13 protein-coding genes are annotated in these 14,063 nt (G+C 63.5%); 5 read left to right on the top strand and 8 right to left on the bottom strand.

The window, feature by feature from the left end:
* Positions 1-339: 339 nt before the first annotated feature.
* Positions 340-1,848 carry a phosphoethanolamine transferase gene (locus tag PspTeo4_RS05960; protein ID WP_322362820.1) on the top strand — a complete coding sequence of 503 codons (1,509 nt, stop codon included), beginning with the start codon at positions 340-342 and terminating at the stop codon, positions 1,846-1,848.
* A 110-nt stretch (positions 1,849-1,958) separates the two neighbouring features.
* Positions 1,959-2,246, top strand: coding sequence for a hypothetical protein (locus PspTeo4_RS05955; RefSeq protein WP_322362819.1), 288 nt, complete (start codon positions 1,959-1,961; stop codon positions 2,244-2,246).
* A gap of 40 nt (positions 2,247-2,286) precedes the next feature.
* Here the strand turns inward: PspTeo4_RS05955 and PspTeo4_RS05950 are convergent, their stop codons facing one another.
* The 4 genes from PspTeo4_RS05950 to PspTeo4_RS05935 all read right to left on the bottom strand — a co-directional run bounded on the left by PspTeo4_RS05950 (position 2,287) and on the right by PspTeo4_RS05935 (position 5,260).
* The gene (locus PspTeo4_RS05950; RefSeq protein ID WP_322362818.1) at positions 2,287-2,547 is read right to left on the bottom strand and encodes a DUF1652 domain-containing protein; all 261 of its coding nucleotides are present in this window, start codon (positions 2,545-2,547) and stop codon (positions 2,287-2,289) included.
* Between the two features lie 200 nt (positions 2,548-2,747).
* Positions 2,748-3,635, bottom strand: a complete 888-nt coding sequence (locus PspTeo4_RS05945; protein WP_322362817.1) for a pirin family protein — start codon at positions 3,633-3,635, stop codon at positions 2,748-2,750.
* 101 nt (positions 3,636-3,736) lie between these two features.
* Positions 3,737-4,609, bottom strand: a complete 873-nt coding sequence (locus PspTeo4_RS05940; protein ID WP_322362816.1) for an alpha/beta hydrolase — start codon at positions 4,607-4,609, stop codon at positions 3,737-3,739.
* 21 nt (positions 4,610-4,630) lie between these two features.
* On the bottom strand, positions 4,631-5,260 hold the full coding sequence (locus tag PspTeo4_RS05935; RefSeq protein ID WP_322362815.1) for a LysE family translocator: 630 nt from the start codon (positions 5,258-5,260) through the stop codon (positions 4,631-4,633).
* A 129-nt stretch (positions 5,261-5,389) separates the two neighbouring features.
* On the opposite strand from PspTeo4_RS05935, the gene PspTeo4_RS05930 reads away from it, so the two are divergent.
* Positions 5,390-5,869: a GNAT family N-acetyltransferase gene (locus tag PspTeo4_RS05930; RefSeq protein WP_322362814.1), complete on the top strand. Its 480-nt coding sequence runs from the start codon at positions 5,390-5,392 to the stop codon at positions 5,867-5,869.
* 133 nt (positions 5,870-6,002) lie between these two features.
* On the opposite strand, the gene PspTeo4_RS05925 is transcribed toward PspTeo4_RS05930, so the two are convergent.
* Genes PspTeo4_RS05925 through PspTeo4_RS05910 form a run of 4 tightly spaced genes read right to left on the bottom strand, consistent with a single transcriptional unit; the run spans position 6,003 to position 11,569 of the window.
* Entirely contained in the window at positions 6,003-6,932 is a 930-nt protein-coding gene (locus tag PspTeo4_RS05925) for an aliphatic sulfonate ABC transporter substrate-binding protein (protein ID WP_322362813.1), read from the bottom strand.
* Between the two features lie 3 nt (positions 6,933-6,935).
* Positions 6,936-7,979 (bottom strand): L-glyceraldehyde 3-phosphate reductase, encoded by a 1,044-nt coding sequence (gene mgrA, locus PspTeo4_RS05920; RefSeq protein ID WP_322362812.1) that lies wholly within the window; start codon positions 7,977-7,979, stop codon positions 6,936-6,938.
* Positions 7,976-9,310: an LLM class flavin-dependent oxidoreductase gene (locus PspTeo4_RS05915; RefSeq protein ID WP_322362811.1), complete on the bottom strand. Its 1,335-nt coding sequence runs from the start codon at positions 9,308-9,310 to the stop codon at positions 7,976-7,978. The genes mgrA and PspTeo4_RS05915 overlap by 4 nt, the downstream gene beginning before the upstream one ends.
* A gap of 48 nt (positions 9,311-9,358) precedes the next feature.
* The gene (locus PspTeo4_RS05910) at positions 9,359-11,569 is read right to left on the bottom strand and encodes a TonB-dependent receptor (RefSeq protein ID WP_322362810.1); all 2,211 of its coding nucleotides are present in this window, start codon (positions 11,567-11,569) and stop codon (positions 9,359-9,361) included.
* Between the two features lie 260 nt (positions 11,570-11,829).
* On the opposite strand from PspTeo4_RS05910, the gene PspTeo4_RS05905 reads away from it, so the two are divergent.
* Together PspTeo4_RS05905 and PspTeo4_RS05900 are read left to right on the top strand one after the other, a co-directional pair.
* Entirely contained in the window at positions 11,830-12,876 is a 1,047-nt protein-coding gene (locus tag PspTeo4_RS05905; protein ID WP_322362809.1) for a LacI family DNA-binding transcriptional regulator, read from the top strand.
* 86 nt (positions 12,877-12,962) lie between these two features.
* On the top strand, positions 12,963-13,856 hold the full coding sequence (locus PspTeo4_RS05900; RefSeq protein ID WP_322362808.1) for a LysR family transcriptional regulator: 894 nt from the start codon (positions 12,963-12,965) through the stop codon (positions 13,854-13,856).
* Positions 13,857-14,063 lie beyond the last annotated feature (207 nt).

Raw genomic sequence — 14,063 nt, 5'->3', positions numbered from 1 at the left:
GACCAGGCACGGGTGGGCTGAGGTGTCTATGCTCGTGCTTAGGTACCGGCAATTGGCTACTGCGAGGGTACGGATTGGGGGCTCTGGATGTCGTCACGCCTTGCGGCGGGCGTTACCTGGGTAGTGAGCGGGTGGGCTTATTGCGAGAACAACCAAAACATGCCGACATCAGAAAAAGCGCCCCTGTTCTCGCTTCACTCATTGAAGTCGGAATGGCCAACCCTGGTTTTGTGGTCATACCTGTTATCCCCCCTGGTGATAAGAGCCGTTGCCAACCAGCACCATTCGAAGATTGACCTACTGACCCTCTTCACACTGGGCATCTCCGGACTCTGGCTGGTGCTGCTGCGGTTCATCTCATCCAACCAGTTCAAAGTCCACGCGCTGCTGCTGCCCTTCTACCTTCTGGCCACCATCGACCTGTTCCTGGTGCTGAACTTCAACTCCAGGCTGACCGCTGCCTATGTCTTCATCGCCCTGACCAACTACAAGGAAGCGAGCGACTTCGTGGCCACCTACTGGCGGCCAGTGGCGTTGGTGCTGAGCCTGTTCGCCCTGTGCTATGGCCTGGGCCTGGCCGGGTTGTACAAACGGCGCTTCTACAAAAGCCGGGCACTTGCCCTGCTGAGCGCATGCACCCTGCTGCTGGGCTACGGCGCCTACTTCTACAAGACGGCCACGCTCAACGGCCTTGGCCAAGGCGCAGTGCTGGACCTGGCGGCAAAGGACCAGAGCACGCCGTTCGGCTACCTGTCACAAATCGGCCTGACCACTTATCTGCACGCCCAATCGCAGGAACACATCAGCAAACGCCGCACTGCACAGGTGAACATCATCAGCCAGACCAACGAGCCCAACGTCGACACCCTGGTGTTCGTGATCGGCGAGTCGTCACGCCCACACAACTGGTCACTGTACGGCTACCACAACCCGACCACGCCGAACCTTGACCGGCAGAAGGGGGTGTTCAGGCTGGACAACGTGTGCACCACCTCCCCCTACACGTCGGTGGCGGTGCCTTCGATGCTCAGCCTGTCGCCCATTTCCAACTGGGACCTGATCGCCTCGTCCCAGTCATTGGTGGGTATTTATAGAAAAGCGGGATACGACACCCACTGGCTGTCAGTCCAGGAAGTCGACAGCTTCGGCGGCATCATTCCGCACATCGCCGCAGAAGCGCAGCACCGCCACTACTTCGAACGCAGCTATGACCACGCCATGCTTCCGGCCTACGAAAAAATCCTGCTCGACGGTGGAACACGAAAACAGGCCATCTTCATTCACATCAAGGGCAGCCATTTCGACTATGCGCGCCGCTATCCAGACAACTTCAGGAAGTTCCAGCCGGCCACCAACAGTGCAAAAGACCAGATCACCGCAGATTATGACAACACCATTCTCTACACCGACTGGATACTGAACAGCCTCATCACCCAACTGCAGGCCAGCAAGCGCTCTGCCCTGCTGGTCTACGCGTCGGACCATGGCGAAAACATCCTGGATGACCATCGCGGGCTGCTGGGCCATGGCATTGGCAATGAATACGATCTGGCGGTTTCTTCGTTCATCTGGGCATCCGACAACCTGCCGGCCCCACTCAACCTCAGGCTCGCCAAGCTCAAGGACAGGGCCGACCAACCCATCAGCATCTCTTCGCTGCCCCATACGCTGCTGGGTATCACGGGCGTGCTGACCAACGACTACAACAGCGCCCACGACCTGATGAGCGATACGTTCATCCCCTCTACATGCCCTTACCTGCTCGGGTCAGGTTATGTGCCGTCGTTCCAATTCAGCATCCGTCCGGCAGCCAAGGCGTCAGGGCAACTCGTTCATCAGGCCGATTGAACATCTGCCCGGAACACGTTTCAAACGAAGATACCCATCGCCACTTGCGAGGAGCCTGTCATGACCAGCGTGCGATCTGCACTGCGCCCGGCCACGGAAACACCAGGGTCATGAAAATGCCTGGCCGCGCGCCCAATGCCTGCCTGCAACTGGATTACGTGCGCGACACGCTGTTCGGCCCGGTAGCGCAAAGCGTGGAGTGCCAGTGCCAACTGGCAGCGCTGACACTACAGGGTCGCCCGGCCCTGCGCCTGCACATTTGCCCGCCCCTGCCGGACAAGGTCGACCGCGCCCACAGCGTGGCCTTCATCTGGGATGGGCGTAATTACCGAGGGGTGGTGCGCGACCATGGCAAGTGCGGTGACGGGGGGCTGAACCTGTTGCTCGAACTGCAATGAGTGCCCCCGGCCAGCCTGCGCGGGCCGGGGCTTGACGCTGTCAGGCAATGGCTTTCAGCGGCGTTGGGTGCGCATCGCGAAGGGCATGCAGTTGGCCCACCAGATGCACCAGATCACGGCAATTGTTGAGGCTTTGCAGCGGAACCGACGTCAGCGTGACGCAGTCATCGAGCGATTGTCCCTGACCGAGGCGGATTGTCAGGGTGGTGCCGTCCGGGCAGCTGACCTCACAACGATCGGGCAGGCAGGCTTGCTCGATCATTTGCCGCATCTCTAGCATCGAAACTCCAATCAACGACATGGTACGACCCTCTCTGTACTGGATGGCCTGTTGTGTGAGTACGCCTTTGCCGCGTGGGGTGCCAATTGATAATGCGCATGTTCAAGCGGCACTCCATGCGCCTGAACAATGATCATGAGGGAGATCCCTTAGCACCTTAGTGGAAGAATCCGCCCGGGGCCGGGCGGTTCGACTGGATGCTGGCACTTCGCGACGGGCGGTCAGTGCGCAGCGCCCTCGCGCTCGTCGGCCATCTGCCCGAACCGGCCGGCGTGGAAGTCATCGAACGACTCGGCGATCTCTGCCTGACTGTTCATCACGAACGGCCCATAGCCCACGATCGGCTCGTCGATCGGTTCGCCACTGAGCAGCAGCACACTGCTGCCCTCCTGCGCCTCGATCACCACATGCTCGCCGTCGCGCTCGAACAGCACCAGACTGGCCGGGCCGGCTTCACGCTCGCCATTGACCAGCAGCTTGCCGCGCAGCACCACCAGGGCAGCCGAGCGGCCCTGCGCCACCGGCAACTGCAGCGACGTACCGGCCTTCAGGCGCAGGTCCCAGACATCCATTGGGGTAAAGGTGCGTGCCGGCCCTTGGTGGCCCAGATACTCACCGGCAATCACCCGCACACTGCCACCCTCGCCCTCCAGCTGCACCACCGGAATGTCAGCGGCCAACAGCGTCTGGTAGCCCGCGGCTGCGCGCTTGTCCCGCGACGGCAGGTTGACCCACAACTGCACCATCTCCAAGGTACCGCCACTGCGGGCGAACGCCGGCGAATGGAATTCTTCATGGATGATGCCGTTGGCGGCGGTCATCCATTGCACGTCGCCCGGGCCGATCAGGCCACCGGCACCCGTGGAGTCGCGGTGCTCCAGCTCGCCCTGGTAGACGATGGTCACGGTTTCGAAACCACGATGCGGGTGCTGGCCGACCCCGCGCCGGTCACGGGTGGGCGTGAAATCATGAGGGCCGGCGTAGTCCAGCAGCAGGAACGGGCTGATCTGGCTGGCCAGGTTGTCGTAGGTGAACAGGCTGCGCACCGGGAAACCATCCCCAACCCAGTGGGCATGGGGGCTGCGGTGGATACCCAGAATCTTTTTCATGAGAAGTCTCCTCTCTTGGCTGGGCTCACCTTAACAACCATGCCAATTTGCCGGAAGACGGCTGAAATGGCATGGATCGTTCCACTGGCAGGACAATCAACTCAACCTTGAAGAAAGGCCTGTACCTGTTCCGCCGCCATGGCCGGATCTTCCTGCATGAAACAGTGCCCGCCGGGCACTTGCCTGGCCTCGACATTGGCGTTGAGCGCAGCCAGACGGTTCACCGAATGCGGGACGAAGGGGTAAGTGTGCTCGCCATACAACACCAGCGTAGGCACCTGGATACTGCCAAGGCTTGGCCACATACGCGCCGGGAACGAGCTGAAGATTTCTACCTCTCGGCTGGGCCGGCACTTGAGCACCACCGCTTCGCCGCAGTCGCCGATGGCGTGTTCGACATAGGCTTGCAGCGCCGCAGCGGTCCACCCCTTGAAAATGCCCCGCCCTTGCAGCGAGGCCAGTGCCGCCTCGCGGTCAGGCCAATGACTGCGCCGGGTGGCTGCCTTGCGGGCCAAGGCGTGACGGCGATGCAGACCGACCAACGCGGCAGCGCCCATGACCCCGATCATGCGACGGCTGAACAACACCGGGTCGAGCAGCACGGCACGCGCGAAAAGCCGCGGTTCGCTGGCCAGCATCAGGCCGGTGAGCACCCCGCCAAAACTGTGCCCGACGGCATATCGAGGTACATCGCCGTACTCGCCACGGCCGGCCTCGAACGCCTCCACGGCCAGCGCAGCAGTGCGGTTCCAGCCGACAAAGTCACCGCCGTGGTCGCTTTCCCCATGCCCCTGCACGTCGCTCAGCCACAGGTCGAAATGCTCCGCCAGGCGCATCAACAGAGGCTGGTAGGCCAGGCTGCAGAAACCATTGCCGTGGAGAAAATGCACCAGCGGCTTGCCGCTGGCCGGCGAGCGCCAGCCGCGCAAGGTGAAACCTTCGGTGCATGTGTGGGACCAGGGGATCAACTCCATCGGCGTGCAGTACTCATCGGTTCAGGAAAACGCCGATTCTACAAACAGCAGCGGGTACAGCGAAATCACCAGCAGCAAGGCCATCAGGACATTGAACAGCATCAGCCAGCGCGGGTTCTGCAGCAGGTTGCGCAGGGCACTGCCAAACATGACCCAGACCCCGACACTCGGCAGGTTGACCAGGGCGAATACGGCGGCGATGACAATGACGTTCATCACATAGCCCTGGGCTGGCGTATAGGTGGTGATCGCCCCCACGGCCATTACCCAGGCCTTGGGGTTGACCCATTGGAACGCCGCCGCGCCCCAGAACCCGAGGGGCTTGCGGGTGCCGGACGAGGACTGGCCAACCGGCCCGGAGGTGGCGATTTTCCACGCCAGGTACAGCAGGTACGCAGCCCCGGTGTAGCGCAGCACGGTATACAGCGGCGGCCATGCCTTGAACACCTCGCCCAGGCCGAAGCCCACCGCCATCACCATCACCATGAAGCCGACGCTGATGCCAATTGCGTGGGGAATGGTACGACGTACGCCGAAGTTCACCCCCGAAGCCAGCAACATGGTGTTGTTCGGGCCTGGAGTGATGGAAGAAACGAAGGCAAATAGCACGAAGGCCATGAGCAGGTCGGCAGAGGCAAGCATGACGGGCATTCCGCATTTATTGTCGTTGCTGTCACACTAACCGAGTCGCCCTGCCTGCGACCGATACAGTTGAGTTAAATTAAACAGATACAAATCACTGTACTGTTTGCGATGCACCCCAATCACAAGGATGCCCCCATGAGCCTCACCATCCGCCCTGCCGTGCGCAGCGACGCCGCGCAGATTCTGGCCTTCATCACCGAACTCGCCGACTACGAGCGCGCCCGCCATGAAGTGGTGGCGTCCATTGCCGACATCGAGCACAGCCTGTTCGACGAGGGCAGCACGGTGCACAGCCTGATCTGCGAGCGCGACGGCCAGGCCATCGGCTTTGCCGTGTATTTCTACAGCTACTCGACCTGGCTGGGGCGCAACGGCATCTACCTGGAAGACCTCTACATCACCCCCGAGCAACGCGGCGATGGTGCCGGCCGTCAGTTGCTTCGGCACATTGCCCGCGAGGCGGTGGCGAACCGATGCGGGCGCCTGGAGTGGAGCGTGCTGGACTGGAACGAGCCGGCGATCGGGTTCTACCAGTCACTGGGGGCCGAGGCGCAGGATGAGTGGGTGCGGTATCGGTTGGATGGCGATACCTTGCTGAAGTTTGCCCAGGGTTAGGTGGATGGCACCGGCGTCGCCGGTGTTCGCGGGCAAGCCCGCTCCCACACAGCTTTTAGAGCTTGAATATTTCAAAGTCAGTGCAGTCACTGTGGGAGCGGGCTTGCCCGCGAAGGGGCCGGTACAGGCGGCATCAGTCCTGCCGCCACACCGCCCCGGCAATGTCCACCTGCTTGGGCAGCACCCGGTTCTCGAAGAACAGCTCGGCCGTACGCTGCTGCGCCGCGACAATCTCATCGCTCACCGGCAGCACCGGCGAAGCCGGACGATGGCTGAAACTGCGCCGCACCACCGCTTCCGGCAGGCCCATGAACTGCGCCAGCACCGTGATGCTGCCCGCCTCATCGCTGCGGGTCAGCGCCTCTGCCTGGGTGATTTGTGCTAGCAGCTGCTTGACAAAGGCGCCGTTGGCCTCGACATATCCCCGCGCGCCCAGCATGAAGGGCCCGATCAAGCCCAAACCTTGGCCGTCAACCAGCAACCGCGCCTTGCCCTCCAACTCGATGGCCGAGTAGAACGGGTCCCAGATCGCCCAAGCGTCCACGCTGCCGCGCTCGAACGCGGCCCGGGCATCGGCAGGCGCCAGGTACACCGGCTGCACGTCGCGCATGCTCAAGCCGGCCTTGGCCAGCGCCCGCAGCAGCAGGTTGTGTGCACTTGAACCCTTCTGCAACGCCACACGCTTGCCTTTGAGCGCCTCCACGCTCGTGATCGGGCTGTCCTTGGCCACCAGAATCACCTCTGCCCGAGGCTTGGGCGGTTCGGCACCGATGTACAGCAGATCGGCGCCCGCCGCCTGGGCGAACAGCGGAGGAATGTCCCCGGTCGAGCCGATGTCGAGGCTGCCGACGTTCAGCGCCTCAAGCATCTGCGGGCCGGCGGGGAACTCGATCCACTCGACCTTGGTATTGGCAAAGCGCTGTTCCAGCAGGCGGTGCTGCTTGGCCAACACCAGGCTGATCGAGCCCTTCTGATAACCGATGCGCAAGGTTGCAGGGTCCGCCGCCTGGGCGACACCGGCCAGGCCCAGCAGCATCAGCAAGGCAAGACGTAACACGGTCATCGGTCACTCCTTCCAGTCGGTCGAGGGTTTTTCCCAGAGGTTGATTCCGCCTTCCACGGCGTACCGGTCGATCTGCGCCAGTTCTTCGGCGCTGAATGCCAGATTGTCGAGTGCCGCGACATTCTCGAGGATCTGCTCGGGCCGGCTGGCACCGATCAGCGCCGAACTGACACGCGAGTCGCGCAAGGTCCAGGCCAAGGCCAGCTGGGCCAGGCTCTGGCCGCGGCCACGGGCGATCTCGTTGAGGGCCCGAGCGCGATCAAGGTTGGCCTGCGACAGGTGCTCCGGGCGCAACGAAGCGCCGCCGGCCCGGTTGACGCGGGCGTCAGCCGGAATGCCGTTCAGGTACTTGTCGCTGAGCAACCCTTGGGCAAGCGCGGTAAACACGATTACCCCGGCACCTACGTCGTCGGTGGTGTCCAGCAGGTCGCGCTCGATCCAGCGGTTGAACAGGTTGTACGAAGGCTGATGGATCAGCAGCGGCACCTTCAACTCAGCCAGCAGCGCGGCGATCTCACGGGTCTTGCCTGCCGAATACGAGGAAATGCCGATGTACAACGCCTTGCCCTGGCGCACGATGTCGGCCAGTGCGATGGCGGTCTCCTCCAGCGGCGTCTGCGCGTCGAAACGGTGCGAATAGAAGATATCGACATAGTCCAGGCCCAGGCGCCCGAGGCTTTGGTCAAGGCTTGAAATCAGGTATTTGCGCGAGCTGCCGCCCTGCCCGTAAGGGCCAGGCCACATGTCCCAACCGGCCTTGCTGGAAATGATCAGCTCGTCGCGGTAACTGCGCAGGTCCTCGCGCAGCAGGCGGCCGAAGTTGGTCTCGGCGCTGCCATAGGGCGGGCCGTAATTGTTGGCCAGGTCGAAATGGTTGATGCCGGCATCGAAAGCCGTGCGCAGCAAGGCACGCTGAGTTTCGATGGGGGTGGTATCGCCGAAGTTGTGCCACAGGCCCAGCGACAGCGCTGGCAGCACCAGGCCGCTGCGGCCGACACGACGATAAGGCATGCGCGAATAGCGCTCGGGGTGGGCGATGTAACTCATGGTTGACCTCGGTCGGCAAAGAATGGGTTGGCGGGCCGCTGCAGGCCCAGGTGCTCGCGCAAGGTGCGTCCCTGGTAATGGCGGCGGAACAGGCCACGGCGCTGCAGTTCGGGCACCACCTGGCTGGCAAACTCTTCCAGGCCCTGGGGCAGGTGCGGCACCAGCACGTTGAATCCGTCGGCGGCGCGCCCTTCGAACCAGGCTTGCAGCTCGTCAGCGATCTGTTCAGGGGTGCCGACCAGGCTGTAGTGCCCTCGCCCACCAGCAATCCGCCGGCCTAGCTGGGCCAGGGTCAGTTGCTCGTTTCCGGCAAGCTCGGTAAGCAATAGCTGGCGGCTGCGCTGGCCATCCTCGGTGGTCGGCAGTTCCGGCAGCGGGCCATCCAGCGGGTAGCCCGAGAGGTCGAAGTTGCCCAGCATGCGGCCCAGCAAGGCAACGCCCACGCGCGGGTCGACCAGCGCCTGGAACTGCTCGAACTTGTCCTGGGCCTCTTGCGTAGTGCGCCCGACCACCACGAACACGCCGGGCATGACTTTCAATGAATCCTCATCACGACCGTAACGTGCCAGGCGCCCCTTGAGGTCGGCGTAGAAGGCCTGGGCACGGGCCAGACTCGGCTGGGCGGTAAACACCACCTCGGCCGTCTCGGCCGCCAACTCACGGCCCGTCTCGGAAGAGCCAGCCTGCACCAGCACCGGCCTTCCCTGAGGTGAGCGTGCGACGTTCAACGGCCCTTTGACCCGAAAATGCTCACCTAGATGGTCGAGGCTGCGCACCCCCTCGGGCCGATGGAACAGGCCTGCGGCTTTGTCACGCACGAAGGCATCGTCCGCCCAGCTGTCCCACAGGCCCTGCACCACCTGTTGGAATTCACGGGCACGGGCATAGCGTTCGGCATGCGCAATATGCGCCTGACGGCCAAAATTGCCGGCCTCGGCGGCGGCGTCGGAGGTGACCAGGTTCCAGCCGGCGCGCCCGCCGGACAAGTGGTCCAGCGAGGCAAACTTGCGCGCCACGTGGTAGGGCTCGTTGTAGCTCGTGGTGGCGGTGGCGACCAGGCCGATGCGCTCGGTCACCGCACTCAGGGCCGACAGCAGGGTCAGGGGTTCGAAGTACACCGAGCGGGCGCTGTGACTGGCCAGGGGGTCGTTGGGCGCGGCCACACTGTCAGCAACGAACAGCGCGTCGAAGCAGGCGGCCTCGGCGACCTGCGCAGCGCGGCGGTAGCTGGCGAAGTCCAGCGGGTCGGCGGGTACATCCGGGTGACGCCAGGCGGCGACGTGGTGCCCGGTGGCCATGAGAAAGGCACCGAGGCTCAGTTGGCGACTCATGTTCATCTCCTTTGAAGGTTAGACTCGGGCCGCCGTGCGGCCCTTGGGTCAGAAGTCCTTGCGCAACTGCACGCCGAAGTAGCGCCCGTCATCCCGCGGTACCGCCCGGTAGATGTAGTCCCCGCCACTGGCCAGCATCTGTGCATAGGACTTGTCGCCCAGGTTCTTGCCCAGCAGCGCCACACGCCATCCATCGTTGTAATCGGCCAGGGCGATGCTGGCGTTCCAGATGCCGTAGGCGCCCTGCACGGTGTCGGGGTTCTGGTCGAGGCTGAACTGCACCGAGTCCTGCCAGCTGTAGTCGCTGGACAACTCGACATCCAGGCCGTTGTCCAGCGGGATCACATAGTCGGCTCGTACGTAGGTCTTCCAATCCGGCGTGAACGGCAAGCGGCCACCGTCGATATCGCAGCTGGCGGCGGCTCCGGCCGGGCAGTTGAAATGGTCGACCCGGGCCTTGGTGTAGGCCGCCGCGGCAGACAGCTTGAGCCGGCGGGTGGCCTGGAAGCTGGCGTCCAGCTCGACGCCCTGGGTCTTGACCTTGCCGGCGTTGACCAGGCGGGTCACCACCTGGTTGGCCACGGTGTCGAAGAAGTTGGCCTGGTAGTTGTCGTAGTCGGTGTGGAACACCGCCAGGTTGGCCATCAACCGGTTGTCCAGCGCCGTGCCCTTCAGGCCCACCTCGTAAGCATCGGAGGTTTCCGGCTTCAACGCCTCGGTATCGCGCGGCTGCATGTTGAAGAACACGTTGTAGGCCGGGCCCTTGTAGCCGCGTGAATAGGTCACGTAGCCGGTGAGGTTGTCGTTGAAGTCGTACTGCAAGCCGGTGCGGCCACTCCAGCCGTCCTCGTCCACCGAACCGCTGCTTGCGGTCGAGGGCTGGATGCCGGTGACGGCGGTCGCCGAGGTAGAGACGCGGCGGTGGTCGTAGTCGAGGTCGTCGTGGGTCCAGCGCAGGCCGAAGATCGCGCGGAAATCGTCGGTGAAATTGAAGGTGTTTTCGCCGAACAACGCGACGCTGTCGTTGGTGGTGGAGTAGTCGGCCCGGCCGCTGTTGGCCACCCCGCCGTTCACCGACAAGCGCTGGTAGGTCTCGTTGGAGGTACCATGCATGTAGAAGGCACCGAGCACGTACTCGTTGAACTGCCCCTTGGGCGAGGTCAGGCGGAACTCCTGGCTGTACTGGTCATAGTCCACCGTGCCCTTGTCATGGGAGGCGGTCAGCGGCAGCAAGGCGCGGCGGTCGCCGTCCTGGTACTGGGTGTTGTCCCAGCCGCGCCAGGCGCTGATCGAGGTCAGGGTGTAATCGCCCAGCTGCCAGTCGAGCTGGGCGGACAGGCCCTGGTTCTCGTCTTCGACATGGGTTTTGAAATCGCTGTTGATGTCGCGTTTGTGGGCGCTGACCGTCACCGGACGCAACTGGTTGGCGATGGCCGTGCTGGCCTGGGTGACCACACCGCTGGGCAGGGTGTCCTCGCCTTTCATGTAGTCGGCGATCAAGGTCAGGCGCAGGTCGTCACTGGGCTCGAATTCAAGCTTGCCGCGCGCGCCCTTGCGCTCGTAACCGTTCACGTCATGGCCGTTGACAACGTTTTCGACATTGCCGTCGTAGTCGCCCCACAGGGTGCTCAGCGAGCCCTTGAGCTGTTCGCTCAGGCGCCCGCCGATGCCAAAGCGCAGGCGGTTCTCGTCGCCGCCGCCGAAGTGCGAATAGTCCACATAGCCTTGGGTCTGCTCGGGAACCGCCTTGCTGACGATGTTCAACACCCCGGCCGAGGCGTTCTTGCCGAACAACGTGCCCTGGGGGCCGCGCAACACCTCGATGCGTTCGAGGTCCAGCAGGTCGAGGGTGGACTGGCCGGGGCGACCGAACACCACGCCATCGACCACCGTGGCGACGGTAGGCTCCACACCGGGCGAAGTCGAGATGGTGCCTACCCCGCGGATGAACAGCGAGGTGTCCTTGTTCGAGGCGCCGGCGCGGTAGTTGAGGGTGGGCACCTGCTGCACGATGCTGGCCACGTTGTTTCGGTTGTCGCGCTCAAGTTGCTCGCCGTCGACCACCGACACCGCCACCGGGACTTCCTGAAGGGTGGATTCGCGGCGGGTGGCGGTGACGGTCACGGCGCTCAGCGCGGTGGCCTGCGGTGCGTCGGCCACTGCGGTCGACTCGCTGGCCAGGGCGCCCTGGCCGATGGCGGCCAGCAGCACGGCCACGGCCAGTTGACTGGAGGGATACGGAATACGGCTTGTCTGCATGATGCTCACTGCCTTAGGGACCAGACCAGGCCCACGAATAATGGGCCGACACGGGTGTTGCTGTGGGTGTCTGGTCTCGCTCGTGCGAGTGGCAGGCGCTTGCCAACAGCAGCGCTTGTTAGCGCTAACATGAGCAAGTATCAGAGCGTGCCGCTTAGCAGGTCAAATAATAAAAAATAAGATTTATATGCACGATAGTTATTTGCCAGCACGCTGCCGGTTAGCGCTAACATCGCGCCATTTCTCCATGAGGCAACCCTGTGAGCCAAGCCAAGGAACCGCCCCGCAAGCGTCGTGGCGCCGGCCGCGTCACCCTCGCCGAGGTGGCACGGGCAGCGAATGTGTCGGCCATCAGCGTGTCGCGCTACTTCAACCAGCCCGAGCAGGTCTCCCCGCCCCTGCGCGAGCGCATCCAGGCGGCGGTACAGGCGCTGGGCTATGTGCCGAACCTGGTGGCCGGCGGCCTGGCCTCGGCACGCGGGCGTATCGTCGGCATGGTCATCCCGAACATTTCCGGGCCGATCTTCGCCCAGACTATCCAGGCCTTCAGCGATACCCTCAGCCGCCACGGCTATCAGCTGTTGCTGGCCTCCAGTTATTTCAGCGAGGAACAGGAAGAAAGCGCCGTGCGCGCCTTCCTCGGCTGGTCGCCGGCGGCCTTGGTGGTGACCAGCCGCTTCCACAGCCCGGCCACCGAGAAGATGCTGGCCGACGCCGAAGTGCCCGTGGTGGAAATCTGGGACTACTGCCCCGAACGCGCCCCGTTGCAGGTCGGCTTCCTCCACCATCAAGTGGGCCTGCAGGCCTGCCGCTACCTGCTGGGCAAAGGCCACCGGCGCATTGCCTTCGTGCAGAACAGCGCCGCTGGCGACCTGAGCGCCCTGGAGCGGCGTGACGGCTACAGCCAGGCACTGCGCGAAGTCGGGCTCGAACCTTGGGTGTTCGTGCCTTCGGCCGACTGCGCCCCGTTCGAGGCTGGCAAGCAGGCCATGGAGGCACTGATGCGCCGAACGCCGCGACCCGAGGCGATCATCTTCGCCAACGACAACCTGGCCGCAGGTGCGCTGCTTGCGGGCCAGCGCGCCGGCCTGCGCCTGCCCGAAGACATGGCGATCATGGGCTTTGGCGACTACGCCTTCGCCGACATGCTGATGCCCAGCCTGACCACCTTGCGCCCGCCCTCGCGGGAAATCGGCGAGGTCGCGGCGCTGCGGGTGTTGCAGCACCTGGGGGCGGTCGAGCACGACGGCGAGGTGCCGCGCCTTAACCTGCTGCAGTGTCAGCTGGTGGCCCGCGAAAGCGCCTGAGGCAGATGAAGTCGCTGTGACAATCGGCGCCATGGGGATTATGCTCTGAAGGCATGTCCTACCGTCTCAATATGTGAGCGCCGAATATGAAAATCGATGACATGGACGCCTTCGTGGCGGTCATCCGTTGCCAGTCGACCAACCTTGCCGCCGAGGCCCTGCAACTGACCCAACCGGCCATCACGCGCCGTGTGCAGAACTTCGAGGAAGACCTGGGCGCCACCCTGCTCGACCGCAATACCAAACCGCTCAAGCCGACGCCCATGGGGCTGCGGGTATACGAGCAGTGCAAAGCGATCTTGCGCGAGATCGACTCGTTGCGCGAGCTGGTGGCCAACGACGGCGCGCCGTCCGGCACCTTGCGTCTGGGCGTGCCGCAGACCCTCGGCGATGTGGTTTTGCTCGATGCCTTGGCACAGATCCGCGACACCTACCCGCAGCTGCGCACCCAGGTCACCAGTGGCTGGGGCAGCAGCCTGATTGCGCGCATGGAAAACGGCGAACTCGACGCTGCCGCGGCGCTGTTCCCGCCGGGCAAGATCTTCCCCGAGGGCATCGCCAGCCAATCGATCGCCCGCATGCCGCTACGGGTGGTGGCCGCCAAGGGCAGCGCCAGCAAGCGCAGCTACAAGCTCAAGGACTGCTACACCCGTGGCTGGGTGCTCAACCCCGACGGCTGTGGCTTTCGCGCCGGGCTGCAACGGGCGCTGAGCGAACAGGGGTTGAGCCTGTCGATCAACCTGGAGACCTTCGGCACCGAGCTGCAATTGGGCCTGGTTGCCAATGGCCAAGGGTTGGGGCTGGTGCCTGAGCCGCTGTTGCAGGGCAGCCGTCATCGCGATGCGCTGGAGGTGGTCAATGTGACCGACTTCAAGCCACAGGTGGATTTGTGGCTGTTCCATCCGCGGTATCTGGGGAATCTGCAGGAGCCGGTGGAGTTGTTTGGAGAGATTGCGGGCAGTCGGCTGCAAGCTGGGTGAGCACCCACACTGGGGCCGCCATGCGGCCCATCGCAGGCTAGCGCCAGCTCCCACGAGGACCACGCGAGCGGGTGGGCTTCGAGCAAGATCACTAAATGCAAATAACGCATAACATAAAAACAATTTAATTCTTAAAACAAATAATTAGCATAGAACAAAAAAGACTTTTACAGCCTTCATCCATACGAATACGGTCTTAGCAACCCA

Origin of the sequence: Pseudomonas sp. Teo4, from assembly GCF_034387475.1 — a bacterium.
In the GTDB taxonomy this organism is placed as follows: Bacteria; Pseudomonadota; Gammaproteobacteria; order Pseudomonadales; family Pseudomonadaceae; genus Aquipseudomonas.
The sequence above is the reverse complement of the archived record's forward strand: the minus strand, read 5'-3'. Positions and strand labels throughout refer to the sequence as shown.

Bases quoted from the DNA above. Each gene is read 5' to 3' on its own strand.
- PspTeo4_RS05945 (WP_322362817.1), bottom strand. From the start codon at position 3,635: ATGAAAAAGATTCTGGGTATCCACCGCAGCCCCCATGCCCACTGGGTT.
- PspTeo4_RS05900 (WP_322362808.1), top strand. From the start codon at position 12,963: ATGAAAATCGATGACATGGACGCCTTCGTGGCGGTCATCCGTTGCCAG.
- PspTeo4_RS05910 (WP_322362810.1), bottom strand. From the start codon at position 11,569: ATGCAGACAAGCCGTATTCCGTATCCCTCCAGTCAACTGGCCGTGGCC.
- PspTeo4_RS05935 (WP_322362815.1), bottom strand. From the start codon at position 5,260: ATGCCCGTCATGCTTGCCTCTGCCGACCTGCTCATGGCCTTCGTGCTA.
- PspTeo4_RS05950 (WP_322362818.1), bottom strand. From the start codon at position 2,547: ATGTCGTTGATTGGAGTTTCGATGCTAGAGATGCGGCAAATGATCGAG.
- PspTeo4_RS05940 (WP_322362816.1), bottom strand. From the start codon at position 4,609: ATGGAGTTGATCCCCTGGTCCCACACATGCACCGAAGGTTTCACCTTG.
- PspTeo4_RS05955 (WP_322362819.1), top strand. From the start codon at position 1,959: ATGAAAATGCCTGGCCGCGCGCCCAATGCCTGCCTGCAACTGGATTAC.
- PspTeo4_RS05925 (WP_322362813.1), bottom strand. From the start codon at position 6,932: ATGACCGTGTTACGTCTTGCCTTGCTGATGCTGCTGGGCCTGGCCGGT.
- PspTeo4_RS05915 (WP_322362811.1), bottom strand. From the start codon at position 9,310: ATGAGTCGCCAACTGAGCCTCGGTGCCTTTCTCATGGCCACCGGGCAC.
- mgrA (WP_322362812.1), bottom strand. From the start codon at position 7,979: ATGAGTTACATCGCCCACCCCGAGCGCTATTCGCGCATGCCTTATCGT.
- PspTeo4_RS05930 (WP_322362814.1), top strand. From the start codon at position 5,390: ATGAGCCTCACCATCCGCCCTGCCGTGCGCAGCGACGCCGCGCAGATT.